At 45.7% G+C, this 16979-nt stretch carries 16 protein-coding genes; 7 read left to right on the top strand and 9 right to left on the bottom strand.

Annotation, left to right across the window (positions count from 1 at the left end; all coding sequences use genetic code 11):
- Nucleotides 1-177: 177 nt before the first annotated feature.
- From aroC to L0P89_RS15900, 5 genes are all read left to right on the top strand, one after another.
- Entirely contained in the window at nucleotides 178-1242 is a 1065-nt protein-coding gene (gene aroC / locus L0P89_RS15920) for a chorismate synthase (RefSeq protein WP_235266105.1), read from the top strand.
- 563 nt (nucleotides 1243-1805) lie between these two features.
- Nucleotides 1806-3131, top strand: coding sequence for a dicarboxylate/amino acid:cation symporter (locus tag L0P89_RS15915; RefSeq protein ID WP_235266104.1), 1326 nt, complete (start codon nucleotides 1806-1808; stop codon nucleotides 3129-3131).
- A gap of 154 nt (nucleotides 3132-3285) precedes the next feature.
- The gene (gene gshB, locus L0P89_RS15910; RefSeq protein ID WP_235266103.1) at nucleotides 3286-4317 is read left to right on the top strand and encodes a glutathione synthase; all 1032 of its coding nucleotides are present in this window, start codon (nucleotides 3286-3288) and stop codon (nucleotides 4315-4317) included.
- Nucleotides 4310-5134, top strand: a complete 825-nt coding sequence (locus L0P89_RS15905; RefSeq protein WP_235266102.1) for an N-formylglutamate amidohydrolase — start codon at nucleotides 4310-4312, stop codon at nucleotides 5132-5134. Before gshB ends, L0P89_RS15905 begins: the two co-directional genes overlap by 8 nt.
- The gene (locus L0P89_RS15900) at nucleotides 5131-6303 is read left to right on the top strand and encodes a flavohemoglobin expression-modulating QEGLA motif protein (RefSeq protein WP_235266101.1); all 1173 of its coding nucleotides are present in this window, start codon (nucleotides 5131-5133) and stop codon (nucleotides 6301-6303) included. Before L0P89_RS15905 ends, L0P89_RS15900 begins: the two co-directional genes overlap by 4 nt.
- A 34-nt stretch (nucleotides 6304-6337) precedes the next feature.
- On the opposite strand, the gene L0P89_RS15895 is transcribed toward L0P89_RS15900, so the two are convergent.
- The 9 genes from L0P89_RS15895 to L0P89_RS15855 all read right to left on the bottom strand — a co-directional run bounded on the left by L0P89_RS15895 (nucleotide 6338) and on the right by L0P89_RS15855 (nucleotide 15607).
- On the bottom strand, nucleotides 6338-7456 hold the full coding sequence (locus tag L0P89_RS15895; RefSeq protein WP_235266100.1) for a C1 family peptidase: 1119 nt from the start codon (nucleotides 7454-7456) through the stop codon (nucleotides 6338-6340).
- A 103-nt stretch (nucleotides 7457-7559) separates the two neighbouring features.
- Nucleotides 7560-7967: a thiol-disulfide oxidoreductase DCC family protein gene (locus L0P89_RS15890; protein ID WP_235266099.1), complete on the bottom strand. Its 408-nt coding sequence runs from the start codon at nucleotides 7965-7967 to the stop codon at nucleotides 7560-7562.
- A gap of 94 nt (nucleotides 7968-8061) precedes the next feature.
- On the bottom strand, nucleotides 8062-8592 hold the full coding sequence (locus L0P89_RS15885) for a GNAT family N-acetyltransferase (protein WP_235266098.1): 531 nt from the start codon (nucleotides 8590-8592) through the stop codon (nucleotides 8062-8064).
- A gap of 69 nt (nucleotides 8593-8661) precedes the next feature.
- Nucleotides 8662-10833 (bottom strand): endonuclease MutS2, encoded by a 2172-nt coding sequence (locus L0P89_RS15880; RefSeq protein ID WP_235266097.1) that lies wholly within the window; start codon nucleotides 10831-10833, stop codon nucleotides 8662-8664.
- Between the two features lie 32 nt (nucleotides 10834-10865).
- Nucleotides 10866-11597 (bottom strand): DUF3307 domain-containing protein, encoded by a 732-nt coding sequence (locus L0P89_RS15875; RefSeq protein ID WP_235266096.1) that lies wholly within the window; start codon nucleotides 11595-11597, stop codon nucleotides 10866-10868.
- 1 nt (nucleotide 11598) lies between these two features.
- The gene (locus L0P89_RS15870) at nucleotides 11599-12279 is read right to left on the bottom strand and encodes a fumarate hydratase (RefSeq protein ID WP_235266095.1); all 681 of its coding nucleotides are present in this window, start codon (nucleotides 12277-12279) and stop codon (nucleotides 11599-11601) included.
- Between the two features lie 169 nt (nucleotides 12280-12448).
- Complete coding sequence (locus tag L0P89_RS15865; protein WP_235266094.1) at nucleotides 12449-13351, bottom strand: dienelactone hydrolase family protein; 903 nt, start codon at nucleotides 13349-13351, stop codon at nucleotides 12449-12451.
- A 177-nt stretch (nucleotides 13352-13528) separates the two neighbouring features.
- Nucleotides 13529-14563, bottom strand: coding sequence for a DUF1611 domain-containing protein (locus tag L0P89_RS15860; protein ID WP_235266093.1), 1035 nt, complete (start codon nucleotides 14561-14563; stop codon nucleotides 13529-13531).
- Nucleotides 14564-15607 carry a dipeptide epimerase gene (locus L0P89_RS15855; RefSeq protein WP_235266092.1) on the bottom strand — a complete coding sequence of 348 codons (1044 nt, stop codon included), beginning with the start codon at nucleotides 15605-15607 and terminating at the stop codon, nucleotides 14564-14566.
- A gap of 209 nt (nucleotides 15608-15816) precedes the next feature.
- On the opposite strand from L0P89_RS15855, the gene L0P89_RS15850 reads away from it, so the two are divergent.
- Both L0P89_RS15850 and L0P89_RS15845 read left to right on the top strand, forming a co-directional pair.
- Entirely contained in the window at nucleotides 15817-16482 is a 666-nt protein-coding gene (locus L0P89_RS15850) for a uracil-DNA glycosylase (protein WP_235266091.1), read from the top strand.
- An 85-nt stretch (nucleotides 16483-16567) separates the two neighbouring features.
- Nucleotides 16568-16978, top strand: coding sequence for a response regulator (locus tag L0P89_RS15845; RefSeq protein WP_235266090.1), 411 nt, complete (start codon nucleotides 16568-16570; stop codon nucleotides 16976-16978).
- Nucleotide 16979 lies beyond the last annotated feature (1 nt).

The following is a 16979-nucleotide window of genomic DNA, read 5'->3' as shown; positions in this document are numbered from 1 at the left end:
AGCTGCAAAGTAACGATGCGGCCATGAACTGATAATCAAATTCATATCAAGTATCTATCAGAAAAGTGTTAAACTATTGTGATGTGGGCGCTTTGTATGTTAGGTAAACATTAAGGAAGTTCAAGTTTTTGTATAAGATTTTTAAAAAGTACCTTTGGTTTTCTTATTCGCAATTCAATGGCAGGAAACACCTTTGGCAACCTTTTCAAATTGACCACCTTTGGCGAATCGCACGGCAAAGCCATTGGTGGCATTATTGATGGATGCCCTGCAGGATTGGAATTGGATCTAGATGCCGTACAAAACGACTTGGACAGGCGCAGACCAGGGCAATCGGCCATTGTGACCCAACGAAAAGAGCCAGACACCGTTGAGTTCTACTCCGGAATCTTTGAAGGGAAGACCACGGGAACCCCAATTGGGTTCGCCATTCACAATACCAACCAGAAATCAAAAGACTACTCCCATATCAAAGATTCGTACCGCCCGTCACATGCCGATTACGTTTATGACCAGAAATATGGATTGCGTGATTATCGCGGTGGCGGCCGAAGCTCGGCCCGCGAAACAGCCAGTAGGGTAGTGGCCGGTGCCATTGCCAAACAATTGTTGAAAGAAGTACGGGTAACCGCCTTCGTATCGCAGGTAGGGGAAATGAAACTCAACAAGGCCTATCAAGAACTCGATTTCTCAAACATAGAAGAGAATCCGGTACGTTGCCCAGACCCTGAAATGGCATCGAAAATGGAAGAATACATCAAATCCATAAAAAAACAGGGCGACACCATCGGTGGGGTCATTACCTGCGTGGCCCAAAATGTACCGGTCGGCTTGGGCGAACCTGTTTTCGACAAGTTGCATGCCGATCTGGGCAAGGCCATGCTTTCGATAAATGCCGTCAAGGGATTTGAATATGGCAGCGGATTTTCAGGTGTGACCATGAAGGGTAGCGAACATAACGACCAGTACAATGAAGATGGCACCACGAAAACAAACCGCAGCGGTGGTATTCAAGGTGGTATCAGCAACGGAATGGACATCTATTTCAATGTGGCCTTTAAGCCCGTGGCCACCATACTGCAAGGTTACGATACGATCAACAAAAAGGGTGAAAAGGTAGCGGCCCAAGGAAAAGGTCGCCATGACCCTTGTGTGGTACCACGAGCCGTGCCTATTGTAGAAGCCATGACCGCCTTGGTGCTGGCCGATCACTGGTTGTTGGCGCGGACCAATAAATTGTGACGCTGTTGCCAAGGTGAAGGGGCACATTGCCTGTTGAATGTTTAAAATTACATGCTCTTCTTTTAACTTCACACTTCACATTTCGTACTTCACACTTCGTACTTCTTACTTCACACCTCCCACTTCGTATTTCGTACTTCCCACTTCTCATTCCCCACTTCTTACTTCACACCTCCCACTTCGTATTTCGCACTTCCCACTTCTCATTCCCCACTTCTTCCTTCACACCTCGCATTTCGTATTTCCCACTTCTTACTTCACACTTCCTATTTCGTACTTCCTATTTCTTACTTAACAGCTCGCATTTCGCACTTTTCACTTCTTACCTCACACTTCGCATTTCGTACTTCCTACTTCGCATTTCGTACTTCCTACTTCTTACTTCACACTTCCCACTTCCCACTTCGCATTTCGCATTTCGTACTTCCTACTTCTTACTTCACACTTCCCACTTCCCACTTCGCATTTCGTACTTCCTACTTCTTACTTCACACCTCGCACTTCACACTTCCCATTTCGTACTTCCTACTTAAAATGGTATCTTACCCATCAAAATATAGACTATGCGAAAACTGCAATTGCATTGGAAAATTCTTATCGGAATGCTACTCGGCATTCTCTTCGGATTTGTAATGACCTATCCAGATTGGGGTCGTGACTTTGTTGCAGATTGGATCAATCCCTTCGGGACCATATTTGTGAAACTGTTGAAACTGATTGCCATTCCGTTGATCTTGGCATCGCTCGTCAAGGGCATTTCCGATTTGAAGGATATTTCAAAATTCAGGAACATTGGGGTGCGAACCATTATCATCTATGTCTGTACAACAGTGGTGGCCATCACGGTCGGACTATTGTTGGTCAACACCCTTGTTCCCGGAAAGGGCATCTCACAAGATACTATTGATAAACTCACTTCCACATACGCTTCTGATGCAGGTGTCACCTCAAAACTAGAGGAAGCCTCTCGGCAAAAGGAAAGTGGCCCTTTGCAGTTTTTGGTCGATATGGTGCCCGACAATGCCTTGAACGCCATGTCAGAAAACAGTTTGATGCTCCAGGTCATATTCTTTGCCATTTTCTTGGGCATCTCGATGCTGTTGATAGGTGAAAAAGATGCCAAGCCCCTAAAGAATTTCTTCGATTCCCTGAACGAGGTGGTGCTAAAAATGGTCGATCTTATTATGCTGACGGCACCTTATGCAGTTTTTGCACTGCTAGCGGGCGTGGTCGTCTCCTCAAGTGACCCCGAACTATTGTTGGCCTTGCTGAAGTACTCTGGTGTGGTTGTCTTGGGGCTTCTCTTGATGATCGTTTTCTACAGCATTGTCGTTTCGACCTTTACCGGCTATAACCCCTTTGCATTTTTGAGCAAGATAAGTCCGGCGCAATTGTTGGCCTTTTCGACCAGTTCGAGCGCGGCGACCCTACCTGTGACCATGGAAAGGGTAGAAGAACACATTGGCGTTGACAAAGAGGTCTCCAGTTTTGTGCTTCCTGTGGGTGCCACGATCAATATGGACGGCACCAGTCTCTATCAAGGGGTAGCGGCGGTTTTTATCGCGCAGGCATTGGGTTTTCCGTTGGATTTCTCAGGGCAGTTGACCATTGTGTTGACCGCTTTACTGGCTTCTATCGGGTCTGCTGCCGTACCTGGGGCCGGTATGGTGATGTTGGTCATCGTATTGGAGTCGATAGGGTTCCCGCCCGATAAGCTCGCCATTGGCCTGGCCTTGATTTTTGCGGTTGATAGACCTTTGGATATGTGCCGTACCGTTGTCAATGTAACAGGAGATGCCACCGTATCGATGATGGTGGCCAAATCTGTGGGCAAATTGGGTGAGCCGAAGGTAAAAGAGTGGGATGACCATTACGATGAGGTGAAGTAGGGTTTATGGGTTTGGTGTTCTTGGCTATCGGCACCAGCATAAATTAAGATCGAGAAAAACCTTTTTTATGCCTCGTTGAAATTTAAAGTATTTGCCGTAACTTTTTAAGGTGCAAAAACAATAAGCGTATAAACAACTAAACTCTGAACCCAAAATGAACATCTGTTTTTTAATGTACCCATGGGAAGAAATCGATGCTGAGAACGATACCAGTCTAGCGTTGATTCAAGAGTGTGTAAAGCGAAAGCACGGAGTCGCCATTTGCACTCCGGCAAATTTGACCATTCGAAATAGCGTGACCTCTGCGTTCTGCACGGTGGTCAACAAAATGGAAAAAGTGCCCAGTAGCCTGAAATCATTCTACAAGCAGGCATCCATACGGGAAGAAATGCTGCCTTTGGCCGGGTTCGATGTCATTTTTATGAGGGCCAATCCACCATTGGATCCCCTGATGTTGAATTTTTTGGATTCAGTGAAAGATGATGTGTTCATCGTGAACTCCCTTCAAGGACTTAGGGAAGCCAACAACAAGCTTTATACAGCTGCTTTCGGTGATAGCCACAGCAATATCATTCCTGTGACCCATGTTTCAAAAAACAAGAAATATTTGGTACAGCAAATCAAAGAATCAACAGCTGACAAGATGATTTTGAAGCCGTTGAACGGTTTTGGGGGCTCAGGGGTCATCCTTATTGAAAAATCTGCGATGAGCAATATAAAATCGTTGTTGGATTTTTATGTAACCAATTCAGACGGAACATCTAACTATGTCATACTTCAAGAATACATTGAAGGTGCTGACCAAGGCGATGTGCGCATACTTTTATTGAACGGGGAGCCCATTGGTGCCATGAGACGTGTGCCCGGTAGCGATGACCATCGTTCAAATGTCTCTGCAGGCGGTTCGGTGGCCAAACACACTTTGACAAAACATGAAAAGGCCCTTTGCAAGCAAATCGGACCCAAATTGGTGAAAGACGGACTCTATTTTGTGGGCATCGATGTCATCGGTGGTAAATTGGTCGAAGTGAACGTGATGTCGCCCGGTGGCGTTACCTATATGAACAAGGTCTATAAAACAAAGATCCAATGCCAGGTCATTGATTTTATCGAGAGCAAGGTGTTGGATAAGCTACAAGCATTTGACAGGCGCTCACGCTTGCGAAAAGAGGTGCAAGATGCATAGGCTTTCCATAGCAGAAATCATTTCGAACATCAATAATGGAGTGGTTTTCGAGGCAGTAGCTGAAAATTATTCCCTTACCATAAAAATCGATGACTATGTTCCCTATGTCTGTGGGGCCGTGCATGACGGACATCAATTCAGGAAATCTCTTTGGGAAAACTGTCTGCATACCGAATACGAACGTTGGTACGAAGAAGACCCCTGCACCAAGCAGATGGTACAATCACATCCGATTGTCATCGCGGGTTGTGACAGCCGTTTTGAATATGATCTGAACCGCCCGCCCGAGACCGCAATTTTTGATACCGCCTGGGGAAAACAACTCTGGAGAAAACCACTTAAGGAAAAAGAAAGGCAGCACAGTCTTCAAAAACATACTAATTTTTATAGTATCACCCATGCCCTAATGGCCAAATTGGAAGCCCTGCACCCGAAAGTATTGGTCTTTGATATGCACAGTTACAATTGGAGACGATGGGATAGGGAAGTACCCACCTGGAATTTGGGCACCAGCAATATAGACAACGAACGGTTTGGGCACATGGTCGATAGTTGGCGCGAAAAATTAGGGTCCATGGCATTGCCCAATGGCATCAGGCCGACCACGGGCATCAACGACACTTTTCAGGGCAACGGCCACTTTCTCAAGTACATCACCAAGACCTTTGCCAACACCTTGGTATTTGCCACTGAGATCAGCAAGGTATACTGCGATGAGCTCTCTGGCACCATTTATCCTGAAGTGGTACGATCTGTTGAGAACCATTTGAGAGATTTGATACCTTTGCAGGCTAAAGAATTCATGAACACCCCATGATAGAAGAAAAAAAGCGACAAGAGCTGCAACAAAAATATGCTGACCTTTTCGAAATCGACGCCAATCTTGACCGGTTGATCAAGCGTATCGAACTGCTGAATTATGTGAATCCGCAGAACATTGAAAAAGAAAAGCACAGATTCTTTGCCTCTAAATATAGCATTGAGCCTGAATTCAAGTATCCCAAGGTCAAGTTCAATCCCTTTAAACTACAACGACTTTTCTTTGCCCAACGATTAGAACGGATACAAGATGACACCATCAGAAAGATGTACACCGATGTCATCAACTACTATTCAAACATGATCCAATGCATTGAGACCATTGGCAAGGGAAAACACTTCTATTACAATTCCCTGAGCGTGTACGGTACGCCAACAGAAAAAGATGTACAGAATGCACAGTTTATCTTGCACTATGAAGACGAACCGTCTTCAATGGATATGGAGAAGATATTCACACCTTTCGAAGCCGAGGAGTACTTCATGGAGTTTTCAAAACAGTATGATTTTCCCTTAGAGGTACGCTTTTCTACCCATATTGCTGCCGATGCCATGGTGAGTAATAGTGCGAAGACCTTGATCATCAAAAAGAATACAAAATTCAGCAAAAACCAATTGTTGACCTTGGCCAATCATGAGATTGGCGTGCATTTGGTTACCACTTACAACGGACTCGAACAGCCCTTGAAGATATTCTCGAACGGAATGCCCAAAAATGTCGAGACCCAAGAAGGACTCGCCGTTTTAAGTGAATATATGGGTGGGGCACTTACCCTTAAGCGCCTAAAAGAATTGGCACATAGGGTAATGGCATCTGATAGTTTGATAAAGGGCTATAGTTTTGCCGACACCTTTGACCTGATCCACAATAAGTACAAATTGGATCGCGAAGAAGCTTTTTCCATTACATTGCGGGCGCATAGGGGTGGAGGGTTCACCAAAGACCGATTATATCTCAGCGGACTCCGAAAAATCTTCAAGCGTTACAAACGGGAAGAAAATATGGAGGTCCTTTTCATGGGAAAGGTCTCATTGGATGATCTCGAGAACATCAAATACTTAAAACAACTGGGATTGGTGCAAAAAATCACCCACAAAAGCCGCTCTTTCGATCAGAAGAACAATACCAACAGTACGTTGGACTTTATTTTGAACAACCTGAAATAGAATCTCTGTTCAAACCAAAAACAGTCTTTCTCTTTTACAGGCCCAATTTTTTGCCCAGCTCTTTTGAAAGGGCATCCTTGTGCACGGTTATGCTTATCGATTTCAAACGCAGGTAACTTTCGCTGAAGTACACGTAACCATCATAAGTGGTACGCCTTTTGTCAGTGCCCCAACTGTTCTTTACCTTGTAATAGGTTTTTCCATTTTGGTCTTTCAAAGTGCCCGTTATATGCATCAAATGATCGTCAGTGGTGGCATAGCTTTCAAACTCTTGCTGCCTATACGCTTGGTCAATGGCCTTTTCAGGTACAGGTTCTGACAATGATTTCTTGGTATCTTCTTTTGATTTTGGCACTACGGCGACGCCGTGTTTACTCGAAAAGGTCTTCTCACTCACATCACAGTCCAGTTCTACCGTAAAACCTTTGTCGAGGGCGCCATTGATCACCGCGACAAATTCATCCAACGGAATGTTGTAAAAACTGCCGTTGCTCCAGTTGTCGGGTATGTTCAAGATGAAGTTTGCATAAAAGGGCTGATGTGCAAAAGAGGTCAAATTCACATAATCATCCGGATTGATTTGGGTCATCTTTAAAAATGATTGCGGGGTGTACGATTCACCATTGTAGGTGAACTCGGGCACATCTTCGCCTAGGTAGACATCAAGTATCTTTCCGGTCACTTGTCTCCATTTCTGGCTCAAGCGTCCAGAGGGGTTATCGACATAGGTTTCGGCCACCGATCTGAGCACCGCTATCAACTCGCTATGGTCATGTCGATCGGTACCAACATCGACCAGACCCGAATAGGCCTCGGTAGGTACCAACCCATGTAGTCTAACGGCATTCAGCACATCATGGGCAAGACCACCTTCACTCAATTGCGCCTTGCCTTGCCGCATGATATAGTTTTCCATTTTAGCGGGATACGTTTTTTTGACGGTGTACAGTTCAGACAAATCGATATCCTTGCCGGTGAGGCGAATGATTTCCGATTCCAAAAAGGACGTGCTGCTGAAACTCCAGCAGGTGCCCGTTCTGCCCTGACTGATCACTGGTGAAGCCTGCAGGTCGATCACCGTTGTAAATTCATAACCTTGGGCGTTGCCGACAATAGCGCCCAATAAGAAGAAAAAGAAAAAAATGCGTTTCATTGCCTAAGTTTTGCTTGGTAAATTAAGCATTTTCGTGTTTTTTATTGACAAAAACTGAAATGATTTAAGAGCGTTTGGGGTGAATGGCCAACCACCTTTAGGGTCAGCCCAAAAACTTGGCCTGCAACTCAGGGGTGGGCACCATGCATTGGTCTTTTTTGCCAAACCAGCGGTAGCGGTTCCGGGCCACAAAGTCATAGATGACGTTTCTAAAAGAAGAGGGTATCCATTTAAAGATTTGTAATAACTTCCAAACACCGCCAAAGCTTCTAGCAATCTCTAATGCGGCGTCTGACTTGATGTAGTAGGCCATTCCGGGTTCAATGAGCACGAACGAATCTACCGTCGACGTGTCTATTCCCCGTTCTTTGACCAACTGTGCCCCCAGATCACTTTGCAGGGCGGCATATCGAAAAACATCCTTTTTGTCCCTTTTGATGATAAATTGAATGGCGCCATTGCAAAGGTTGCAAACGCCATCAAACAGGATTATTTTTTTTTCCTCTTTCACGGTACAAAGATACGAACCCCAGAGGTGAAAGCCTAGTTCACTAAACCTTCGGGTTCCGTTCGCGGTCTTGTAGAAACATCAGTGTTGAACGCGGTCATATACTTGATAATTTTTCTTTTTTGAGCATGAACACCAAATCGTTATAGTCTGGATGTTCTTGCAGACCGTGATTGGTAAAACCTGCTTTCTCAGCAACCCTGATCGAAGCTTTGTTGGCTTTTGTGATCGGTGCTACGACCGCATCAAAGTCTTCACTTGAAAATACATGATCGGTAAGTGTCACCAATATCTCTGTGGCAAGTCCTTTTCCCCAATACGCTGGCAGCAAGGCATAGAACACCTCAATTTCATTATTCGTCAGTATTGTATAACCGGTCACCCCTATAAGGCAATCATCTTTCTTGTGGGTGATGGCATAAGATAATAGGGGCGTTTCCGATTCATAAAAAGCGATAGTGGTTTCAAGCAGGCCTGAAACACCTTTTTCCGTCAACATTTCTTCAGGAAAAGCCATATGCTGGGTTACCGACCTATCGCAGAGCAACTCGATAAGCCTATCCCTGTCTTTGGGAAGAAATTTTCGAATTCTGGTTCTAGACGTATTTAAAGATTCAAATGGTTTCATTGATTGATTTGCAATTTAGGGTTCAAGGTCGGCCGCCCAGGTCATGAATCCAACAACTTGGTGCCACTGTCATTTTTTTGCTTCGACCAACTCCAATTGGTCCACACTCACATTGGTGGTGAACAGGCCGTAGTTCACCACGGCTTTTCCTTTTTCAAGAATGTCGATGCTGCCCACCGCTTTACCATCGTGCAATCGAACACGGTCTCCAATTTTGAAGACAGGTTTGGGCTTGTTCCTTTCTTTCTCGGCAGCTTTCTTCTTGGCCACTTTTTTCTGCTCCCTGACCTTGACGATTTTCTGTTGCAATTCTTGTGAGAGCTGTTTTTTTTCGACCCTTTTTGTCTTGGCCTCTTTGGCGCTGGTTTTCTTCCGCTTGCTATTTTCGGTTTCGACGATGCGCAGCAGTTCAGAGATTAACGGCCGTTTCTTATTGTCTAAAAAATAGCGCTCCGCAGCATCGTTGACTTTGTTGCCCAAATAGATCATTCGCTGGTTGTGGTCGTACAGTTCTTGATAGTTTTCAAGTTTCGACTTGATCTTGGCATTCAGTTTTTCCAATCGCTGGGCTTCTTCACGGGCCTTGCTTTCCTCTTCTTGAAGTCGTGAGCCCGTTCGCTCCATTTGATTGCGCTGTTTCTGCAATTTTGATATCGTGGCATCGAACCGCACCTTGCCACGGTCTATTTTTTTCTTCGCCTTATTGATGAGGTTATAGGGAATGCCGTTCTTTTGGGCCACCTCAAAGGTGAACGAACTGCCGGCCTCGCCCATGACCAATTTGAAAATGGGCTCTAAGGTATGGTTGTCGAACTGCATGTTGGCATTGGTCATATGGGGTAGCTCATTGGCCAACAGTTTCAGATTGGCATAGTGGGTGGTAATGGCCCCATATGAACCACGCTCATAAAAGACCTCTAGAAAAGCCTCGGCGAGGGCACCCCCCAATTCAGGGTCTGAGCCTGTGCCGAACTCATCGATCAAGAATAGGGTCTTGCTATCACATTTCTTCAAAAACCGCTGCATATTCTTTAGTCGATAACTATAGGTGCTCAAATGGTTTTCGATACTCTGGTTGTCACCGATATCGGTCAATATCTTATCAAAAAAACAAACCGAACTTCTTTCATGAACGGGAATTAGAAGTCCTGATTGAAGCATTACTTGAAGTAAGCCTACGGTCTTAAGGGTGATACTTTTTCCTCCAGCATTGGGTCCCGAAATCACTATGATACGGTTCTCTGCATGCAATTCAATGGTCTGTGGCCATGTCTTTTCTTTCTTTCTTTTGTTCGTCAAATAGAGCAGGGGATGGTAGGCATTGCGCAGATATAACGCTCTTTCTTTGTTGATTTTAGGAAGGGTGGCATTCATCTCATCGGCATATTTTGCCTTGGCCGCCGTGATATCGATATGGATCAGGTAATCTTGATATTCGACAAGCAATCCGGAAAACGGCCTTATGAAATCCGTCAGTGAACGGAGAATACGCTGAATCTCTTCCTTTTCGTCATATTCGAGATTGTTCAGCGCCCGGGTATGGCCTAAGGTGGCTTCGGGAATGATATACACAATGCTTCCCGTTTTCGAATGGCCCATCACGGTACCCTTCACCTTTTTGCGGTGCATGGCCTTGACCGCCAACACCCGTCGGTTCTCAACGACAGACTCACGGATCTCATCTAAAAAATCGGCAGTCTGGCACCGTTGCAGGGCACCATTGAAACTGGAGTTGATTTTGGTCCGCACCTCATTGATTTGCTGGCGGATGTGTTTCAATTCAGCTGAGGCGTCATCTTTGATTTCCCCAAACTTGTCAATGATGGTACCGATTTCCATGGAAATGGATTTGTTCTCCTCAAGGGTATCCGATAGCTCAAAAAGCAAGGGATAGTATTCTTTGAACTTTTTCAGGAATTTCTTGTGAACAAGCACCGTATCACACAGGGAAACTATCCGCCTAAACCCAGAGACCTCAAGAAGGGTATTTTCAATATTCAACAATTTCAATTCGCCATTGATGGCATCAAAACCATGATTCGGTATTCGGTTTTCGTTGGTGAACGAAGAAAGGTATTCAGAGGTCTGCCCCAAGATGGTTAAAAGTGCCTCTTTGTCGGTATAAGGCTTTATGGTGATGACGGTCTCTTTGCCCAGATCGGTATTGCATCGCGCCGACAGTTGGGCCAATACCGCTGGAAACTCAAGATCTTGAAGTGTTTTTTGATGTATTTGCGACATTACTTATCGAAAAGATGCTGCAAAGGTAAGTATTAGGCCGCTTCGCCCATAAAAATCAACTGCACCAAAATCGCTGATCCAATGGCAAAGCCAAAGCTCAACAATGTGCCGATAAGCACATATTCGGTTTTGTTGAAACCTTCTTCTTGCTCGCTCTTATACCGGAGAATGGACTTTGAAGCCAATAGAAAGCCCACAGCGGCGAACTGATTGACGAAGACAAAGACCAATATCAGATAGCGTTCCGTCAGGCCGATCAAGCGCCCGGCATTCGGCAGGTCTTCAGTGTTGCCGACTCTGATATCAAAAAATCGAAAGATTTCCTTGATGAAAATATTGACCGCTTTGCCACAGAAGACAAAGGCCAATAGTATGGCCAGCCATTTTTCGGAAAGGGGCATATCGATGATGACATCCATCGAAAACCAATTCGAATACACCACCACGGCAATCAACAAAAAGAAAAGATGTAGGCCCTGGTCGATGAAAAAGGCATACCTGCCCACCCATTTGCTCTGGTTCAAATAGGGCTTAAAGCCATCGACCAACCAGTGGGTCAGGGCGATGAAGAGCGAGGCAAATACAAATTGCCATTGTAAAGACAGCACCCACGAACTCAAAAACATAATCAAGATGTGCCACTTCAAGAATTTGCTCTTAAAACCCTTTTCGTTCTTGTCTTTGGCCTGTTTGTACGACTGAAAGGTAAAATCGGTCAAGATGTGTGCCAGCAGTTGCAGTAGCAATAGTTGTACAAAGCTCATTTTATGGGGACTTCATTTTTTGACGGAAGTAAGTTACGGCTTTTTCGATGGCGTTCCACCCCAGACTGGTCGAATGTTGGTTGACAGACGATTGTGAAATGCCCAGTTCGTCGGCGATTTCGTTCTCGCTCTTGCCCAGCAGTTTGTGATAGAGAATAAGGCTCTGTTTTTCGGTGGCCTTGTTAATGGTATGGTCGATCAGGGCCATCAACGGTTCCAGCGCTTGGTCGAGTAGGGGGTTGCCCGATATGAAGAACAAGGTGTTTTTGATGACCACACGTTCTTTGCCATGGGTGCTCTCTTCACCCATTTTACGACCTGAAAGGTAAATGGCCTCACCATCGATGATGCCCCGCTCGGGATCTAAACGCTGCAAGGTACCGTACCCAATGGCAAGGCGAATGCCATAGGTCTCAAAACTCTTTAGACGTGCCTGGTTTCTTTCAGGATTCACGGTAAAGGCCTTTACCCAGCTTTTGGCCAATAGCGCCACGGTAAGGGCATCAGCGGGCTGGGGCACCACACACTCCCAGTAATCGCCCTTGACCAGCCTTGAATAGGTGTCGAATTGCATGGCCAAGGTAATGTTCAGGGCCCGTAAACGGGCCTCTAACGCCTCCTTTTGGGGGTTCGAAAGGCTGGTAAACGCCACTACATCACCAGATATGACCGCATAGTTCATGATACAAATATATAAAATATAAGTTTAAAAACTTATAAATAATAATTATAAGCCTTAAAGCTTATATATAACGAATATAAGTTTGAAAACTTATACTTGATCAAGCTTTAAAATAAAGGAGGAATAAAGGGAGGTTCATTGATGAGGTTTCTCAAATGAATAAAAAGGATCATTCGATTCTGTATTGAAGCATCCAATCGTAAATGGATATATCAAATGCATCATACTCCGAATTTTCTGTTCCCATACCCGAATCATCATAAGTTCTTTCCCAAGAATCATGGCCTACATTTGGAAAAAGGGTCAATTTTGCATCGAACTTGGGTCTAGGATCGTTCGCATTCAACTGGGTGACCATCTGAACCGAACCATTGTTTTCAAATGCCGGAACAACATTGTCTTCTTCGCCATGAAAGGCCCAAATAGGCGCGTGAATAAGATTTTCTTTTGGTGTAGGCCCCCTGCCGCAAATGGGCACCAATGCCGCAGCATAACTTTCACTACCTTTTGTTCCCTCATAAAACCAACACCCCCGCCCGCCCATACTAAGGCCTGTCAAGTATATTCTTTTGGTATTGACCCTATACTCTTCAATCAAGAACTCTATGAAACGATGAACCGTATCGGGAAACCAATCCCCCTCTGTCTGTGGGGAAACCACCAAAAATGGAAAAGGAGGGTTCCAATCACCAGATTCAATCAGTTTGGGAGGGCCGTGCTCCAGAACACGGTCAAGTTGGCCAGGAGGAAAGCCGAGACTATTGCCCTTTTGACCAGAACCGTGTAGAAACAAAAGCAAAGGATATTCATATTCATTATCATCATATCCACCAGGGATGTAGGCAAAATAACCAAGACGACGAAAGTCAGAATCAAGCGTCAAAGGATACGATCTATGCTCACCACCTTGATCGGCAGGCAAATTATGCAAGTCGCTAAATTCGGGATCAAATAATACAGACTTCTCGACCTCCTCGGTCGGTGGAAGTTCAATTTCTGGGGGAGATTCCCCATCTGATTGCGAACAAGCAACCAAAAAAAGAACCGAAAAAAGCAATGGACCAACTTTCATTAGTATTTCATCGTTAGAATCTAGATAAGCCATGAAGATAATCAAACGAAACCTTAAAATGGTAAAGAGGGGCTGTTAAAACGGGCCATTGGAACATTCTTTTATAAAAAGACAAATTCTTCACAACCAATCGAAATAGAAGGAAATATGGCAAGCCGCAAAATTTATTCAAGGCATTCAATTCCCGAATACCGCTTTGACCAGTACATCGACCCCGTACCGTACCACATCGGTGGTAGGCAGTCCGGTCACACTTTGGGTCTCTTGAATTTTGGCCTGGGCAGTAGTCTCTTCCATACCATAGGTGTTCAGGGCAATGCCAATGGTCTTGGCAGATTGCAACGACCCACAGGCATGGGCCACGGCCTCATTGAGCGCAATAAATTTATCGAGCGGGGGAACCGGCACATGCGATACCGGATAGCGCAGATGGTCATGGAAAGCCTTATGGCAAAGTATAAAGTGGGTGGCCTGTGAGCCACGAATCAGGGGCAGGGTAGCGGTACTGCCGGGGTGGGCCAAAGACCCTTGGCCTTCGATGATGATGATATCGTTGTCGCCCTGTTCCAACACGGCCTGTTCAACGGCGCCGGCCGCTTGGTCAACCTTTACGGCATCTAAGGGAATGCCATTGCCCATTAGGGTGATGCCAATCTGCCCCGTGGGCACAAAACCCACTTTTACGCCTTGCTTTTTGAGGGCGGCATAGAGCTCGAGGCCCGCGGTCATTTTACCCGAGGCCATGTCGGTACCCACCATCAGAATGCGCTTGTTGTTCAATTGTGCCGCCTTGCCCGTGGCGATGGGGTAAGAGTGCTGGGGTTTGCGAACGTCCCAGATCATATTGCTTTTGAGCAAGTGCCCGAAGCGTGAATTCAGGTCGTCGTGCAGTCCATTGATCAACGAAAGACCGTTTTTTAGGGCGTGGGCAATGGGCGCATCCCATTCGGCCGGAAAACGGCCACCGCTGGGGGCGATGCCCAGCACCAAAATTTCAGCTTGCAACGTAATTGCCTCATCTACAGTTTGTACAACTGGAATCGTATACGATAATCCCACTGCTTCTTGAACCGTTTTGCCCGCATAATTGGAGTCGATCACGCACACGATCGGGTGTTTTGAGAAACGCATCAGCCCAAAACCCATTTTGCCCGAATCGTTGTCAAGGGCACCCTCCATGTAAATACATATTTTTTGGCTGGAATCGAACATTTAGGCTTCGGTTTTAAATTTTCCGCCATGTCCGGGCACATCGAGTGGCATGGTGATCTCGTCGATCAAGGGAGCGCCCTCGCAAGGATCCGGATTCAAATTATAGTGCGAATCGAGATCGATATGGTCAAGTGCCCCTGAGACAGCTGCCCCTGCCGCAATCGATATGGAGGTTTCTCCCATGCAGCCGATCATCGTTTTGAGTCCGAACGAATGGGCAGTGGCAATGATGCGCAATGCCCCCGTTAGGCCCCCACATTTCATCAATTTCATGTTTACCCCATCGACATTGCCGGCCCATTTCGGAATATCGGTCGCAAAGCGGCACGATTCATCCACAAAAATAGGTAAAGGTCTGTTTTTAAATAAAATGGATAATTCTTCCTCACGCCCTTCTTCAAGGGGTTGTTCTACATATCCGCAGTCGCGATCGGCCAACCATTTCATCATGTGCAGGGCCTCATCGACATTCCATCCCCCATTGGCATCGACCCGAATCGATATAGGGTACCTTTTGCTGTATTCCAACACTTCATGGTACATGGCCTTGTCGGCCTCAAGCCCTTCATTACTGCCCAATTTCACCTTTAGGGTCTTGATGCCCTTTTTTTCCAAAATCAAGGGAAGGCGTTCCCTAGCCTCTTCGGGGGGCATGATGCCCAAGGTGATCGAAGTGGGTTTCGAAGGTTTTGGAAACCCCAGTATACGGTACAGTGGCATGGATGCCTTTTTTGCCTTTAGGTCCCAAAGGGCCATATCTAAAGCGGCCAAAGCACAGGGGGCGACATTGGCCCTCAGTGCGGCATCATGGGTTTCAAAGACCGATTGCAGGTTGATGTCCTCTTTCAAAAAGGTTTCCAGCTGTGACTTGGCCTCTTCAGCCGTCTCGGCACCCTCACTGGCACCGGGGGAGGTTTCACCCCAACCCGTATGGCCGCCATCGCTAACGGAAACAAACAGATTGTACTGACCGTCACGAACACCACGGCTTATCCGAAGCGGAAACAGTTTTTTGAGATAAACAATTCGATATTCGATTTCCATAGCAAATTAAGATGGTTAGGCGTGGTAAATATAGGTGGTATTGTTAAATTTGGATAGTATAATTTTCGTAATTCGAACAATTTTTGGGCCTTGAGAGATGACAACACCTTTATATACCTAATTGCAGGCATTGTGCTATTGCATTTCATAGTGGGTTTCATTTACCTGATCTACAAAATGGGCAAAAAGAAGTAACCGTAAAATTTATCATGGAAGTAAGCATACATCCTACTTGGAAACCCCATTTGCAAGCCGAATTCGAACAACCCTATTTTCAAGAACTCGTCACCTTCGTAAAGCAGGAATATGGGAACCACACCTGCTATCCGAAGGGAAGGGACATCTTTTCGGCCTTTGACCATTGCCCCTTTCAAGAAACCAAAGTCGTTGTCATCGGGCAAGATCCCTATCATGGTCCCAATCAAGCGAACGGACTCTGTTTTTCGGTGAAGGATGGCATTCCGCACCCGCCTTCACTGGTCAACATTTTCAAAGAGATCAAGGTAGATATGGGCGTGCCCTACCCAAAAAGTGGCAACCTAGAACGCTGGGCCGATCAAGGGGTGCTATTGCTCAACGCCACACTGACGGTGCGGGCCTATCAAGCGGGGAGCCACCAGAACAAAGGTTGGGAAATTTTTACGGACGCCGTCATCAGAACGATTTCCAACAAGCTTGATGGGCTGGTGTTTTTGCTCTGGGGCGGATTTGCCAAGAAAAAGGCAAGCCTCATCGACCGAAACAAACATCACATACTCACCTCTGGCCACCCATCACCACTAAGTGCCAATCGAGGACTTTGGTTCGGCAACCAACACTTCAGCAAGACCAACAAATTGCTCGAACAGATGGAAAAAGAAATAATCATTTGGTAGTACTACAAAATATTCAGAAAATAACTACGTTTGTTTTAGAAATGACTGAATGATTATGGCCGAAACTACATTAAACTCCGCTTTGATGGTAGACGATGACGAAACTACCATCTTCTTGAATAAACTTTTTTTGCAAAACCTGACCCCTGAACTTGAGATCAATACCGCTGAAAATGGGGAAGAGGCCCTTGATTTTCTTAGGGCGCATCTCGATGACCCTGAATTTGGGCATTGCCTATTGGTACTCGACATCGAAATGCCGATTATGGACGGTTGGCAATTTTTGAGGGCCTATGAAGAAGAATTCAGTGAGGCCCAAAGAAGCAAGGTCACGGTGGCCGTACTGTCAATCCATAGCAATGATGAGATCGCGAAAAGGGCGGCCCAATATCCCTCGGTGACCGAGGTGTTGGCAAAGCCGCTTTCCGACGCGCATTTTCAAAAGGTGATCAATAGACATTTCCCGGGTTTTTTAGAACATGTAAGTGTTGATTGAA

This window comes from Muricauda sp. SCSIO 65647 (assembly GCF_021534965.1).
Classification (GTDB): domain Bacteria; phylum Bacteroidota; class Bacteroidia; order Flavobacteriales; family Flavobacteriaceae; genus Flagellimonas_A.
Note: the sequence above shows the minus strand (reverse complement) of the source record. Positions and strands in the feature narration are given on the sequence as shown.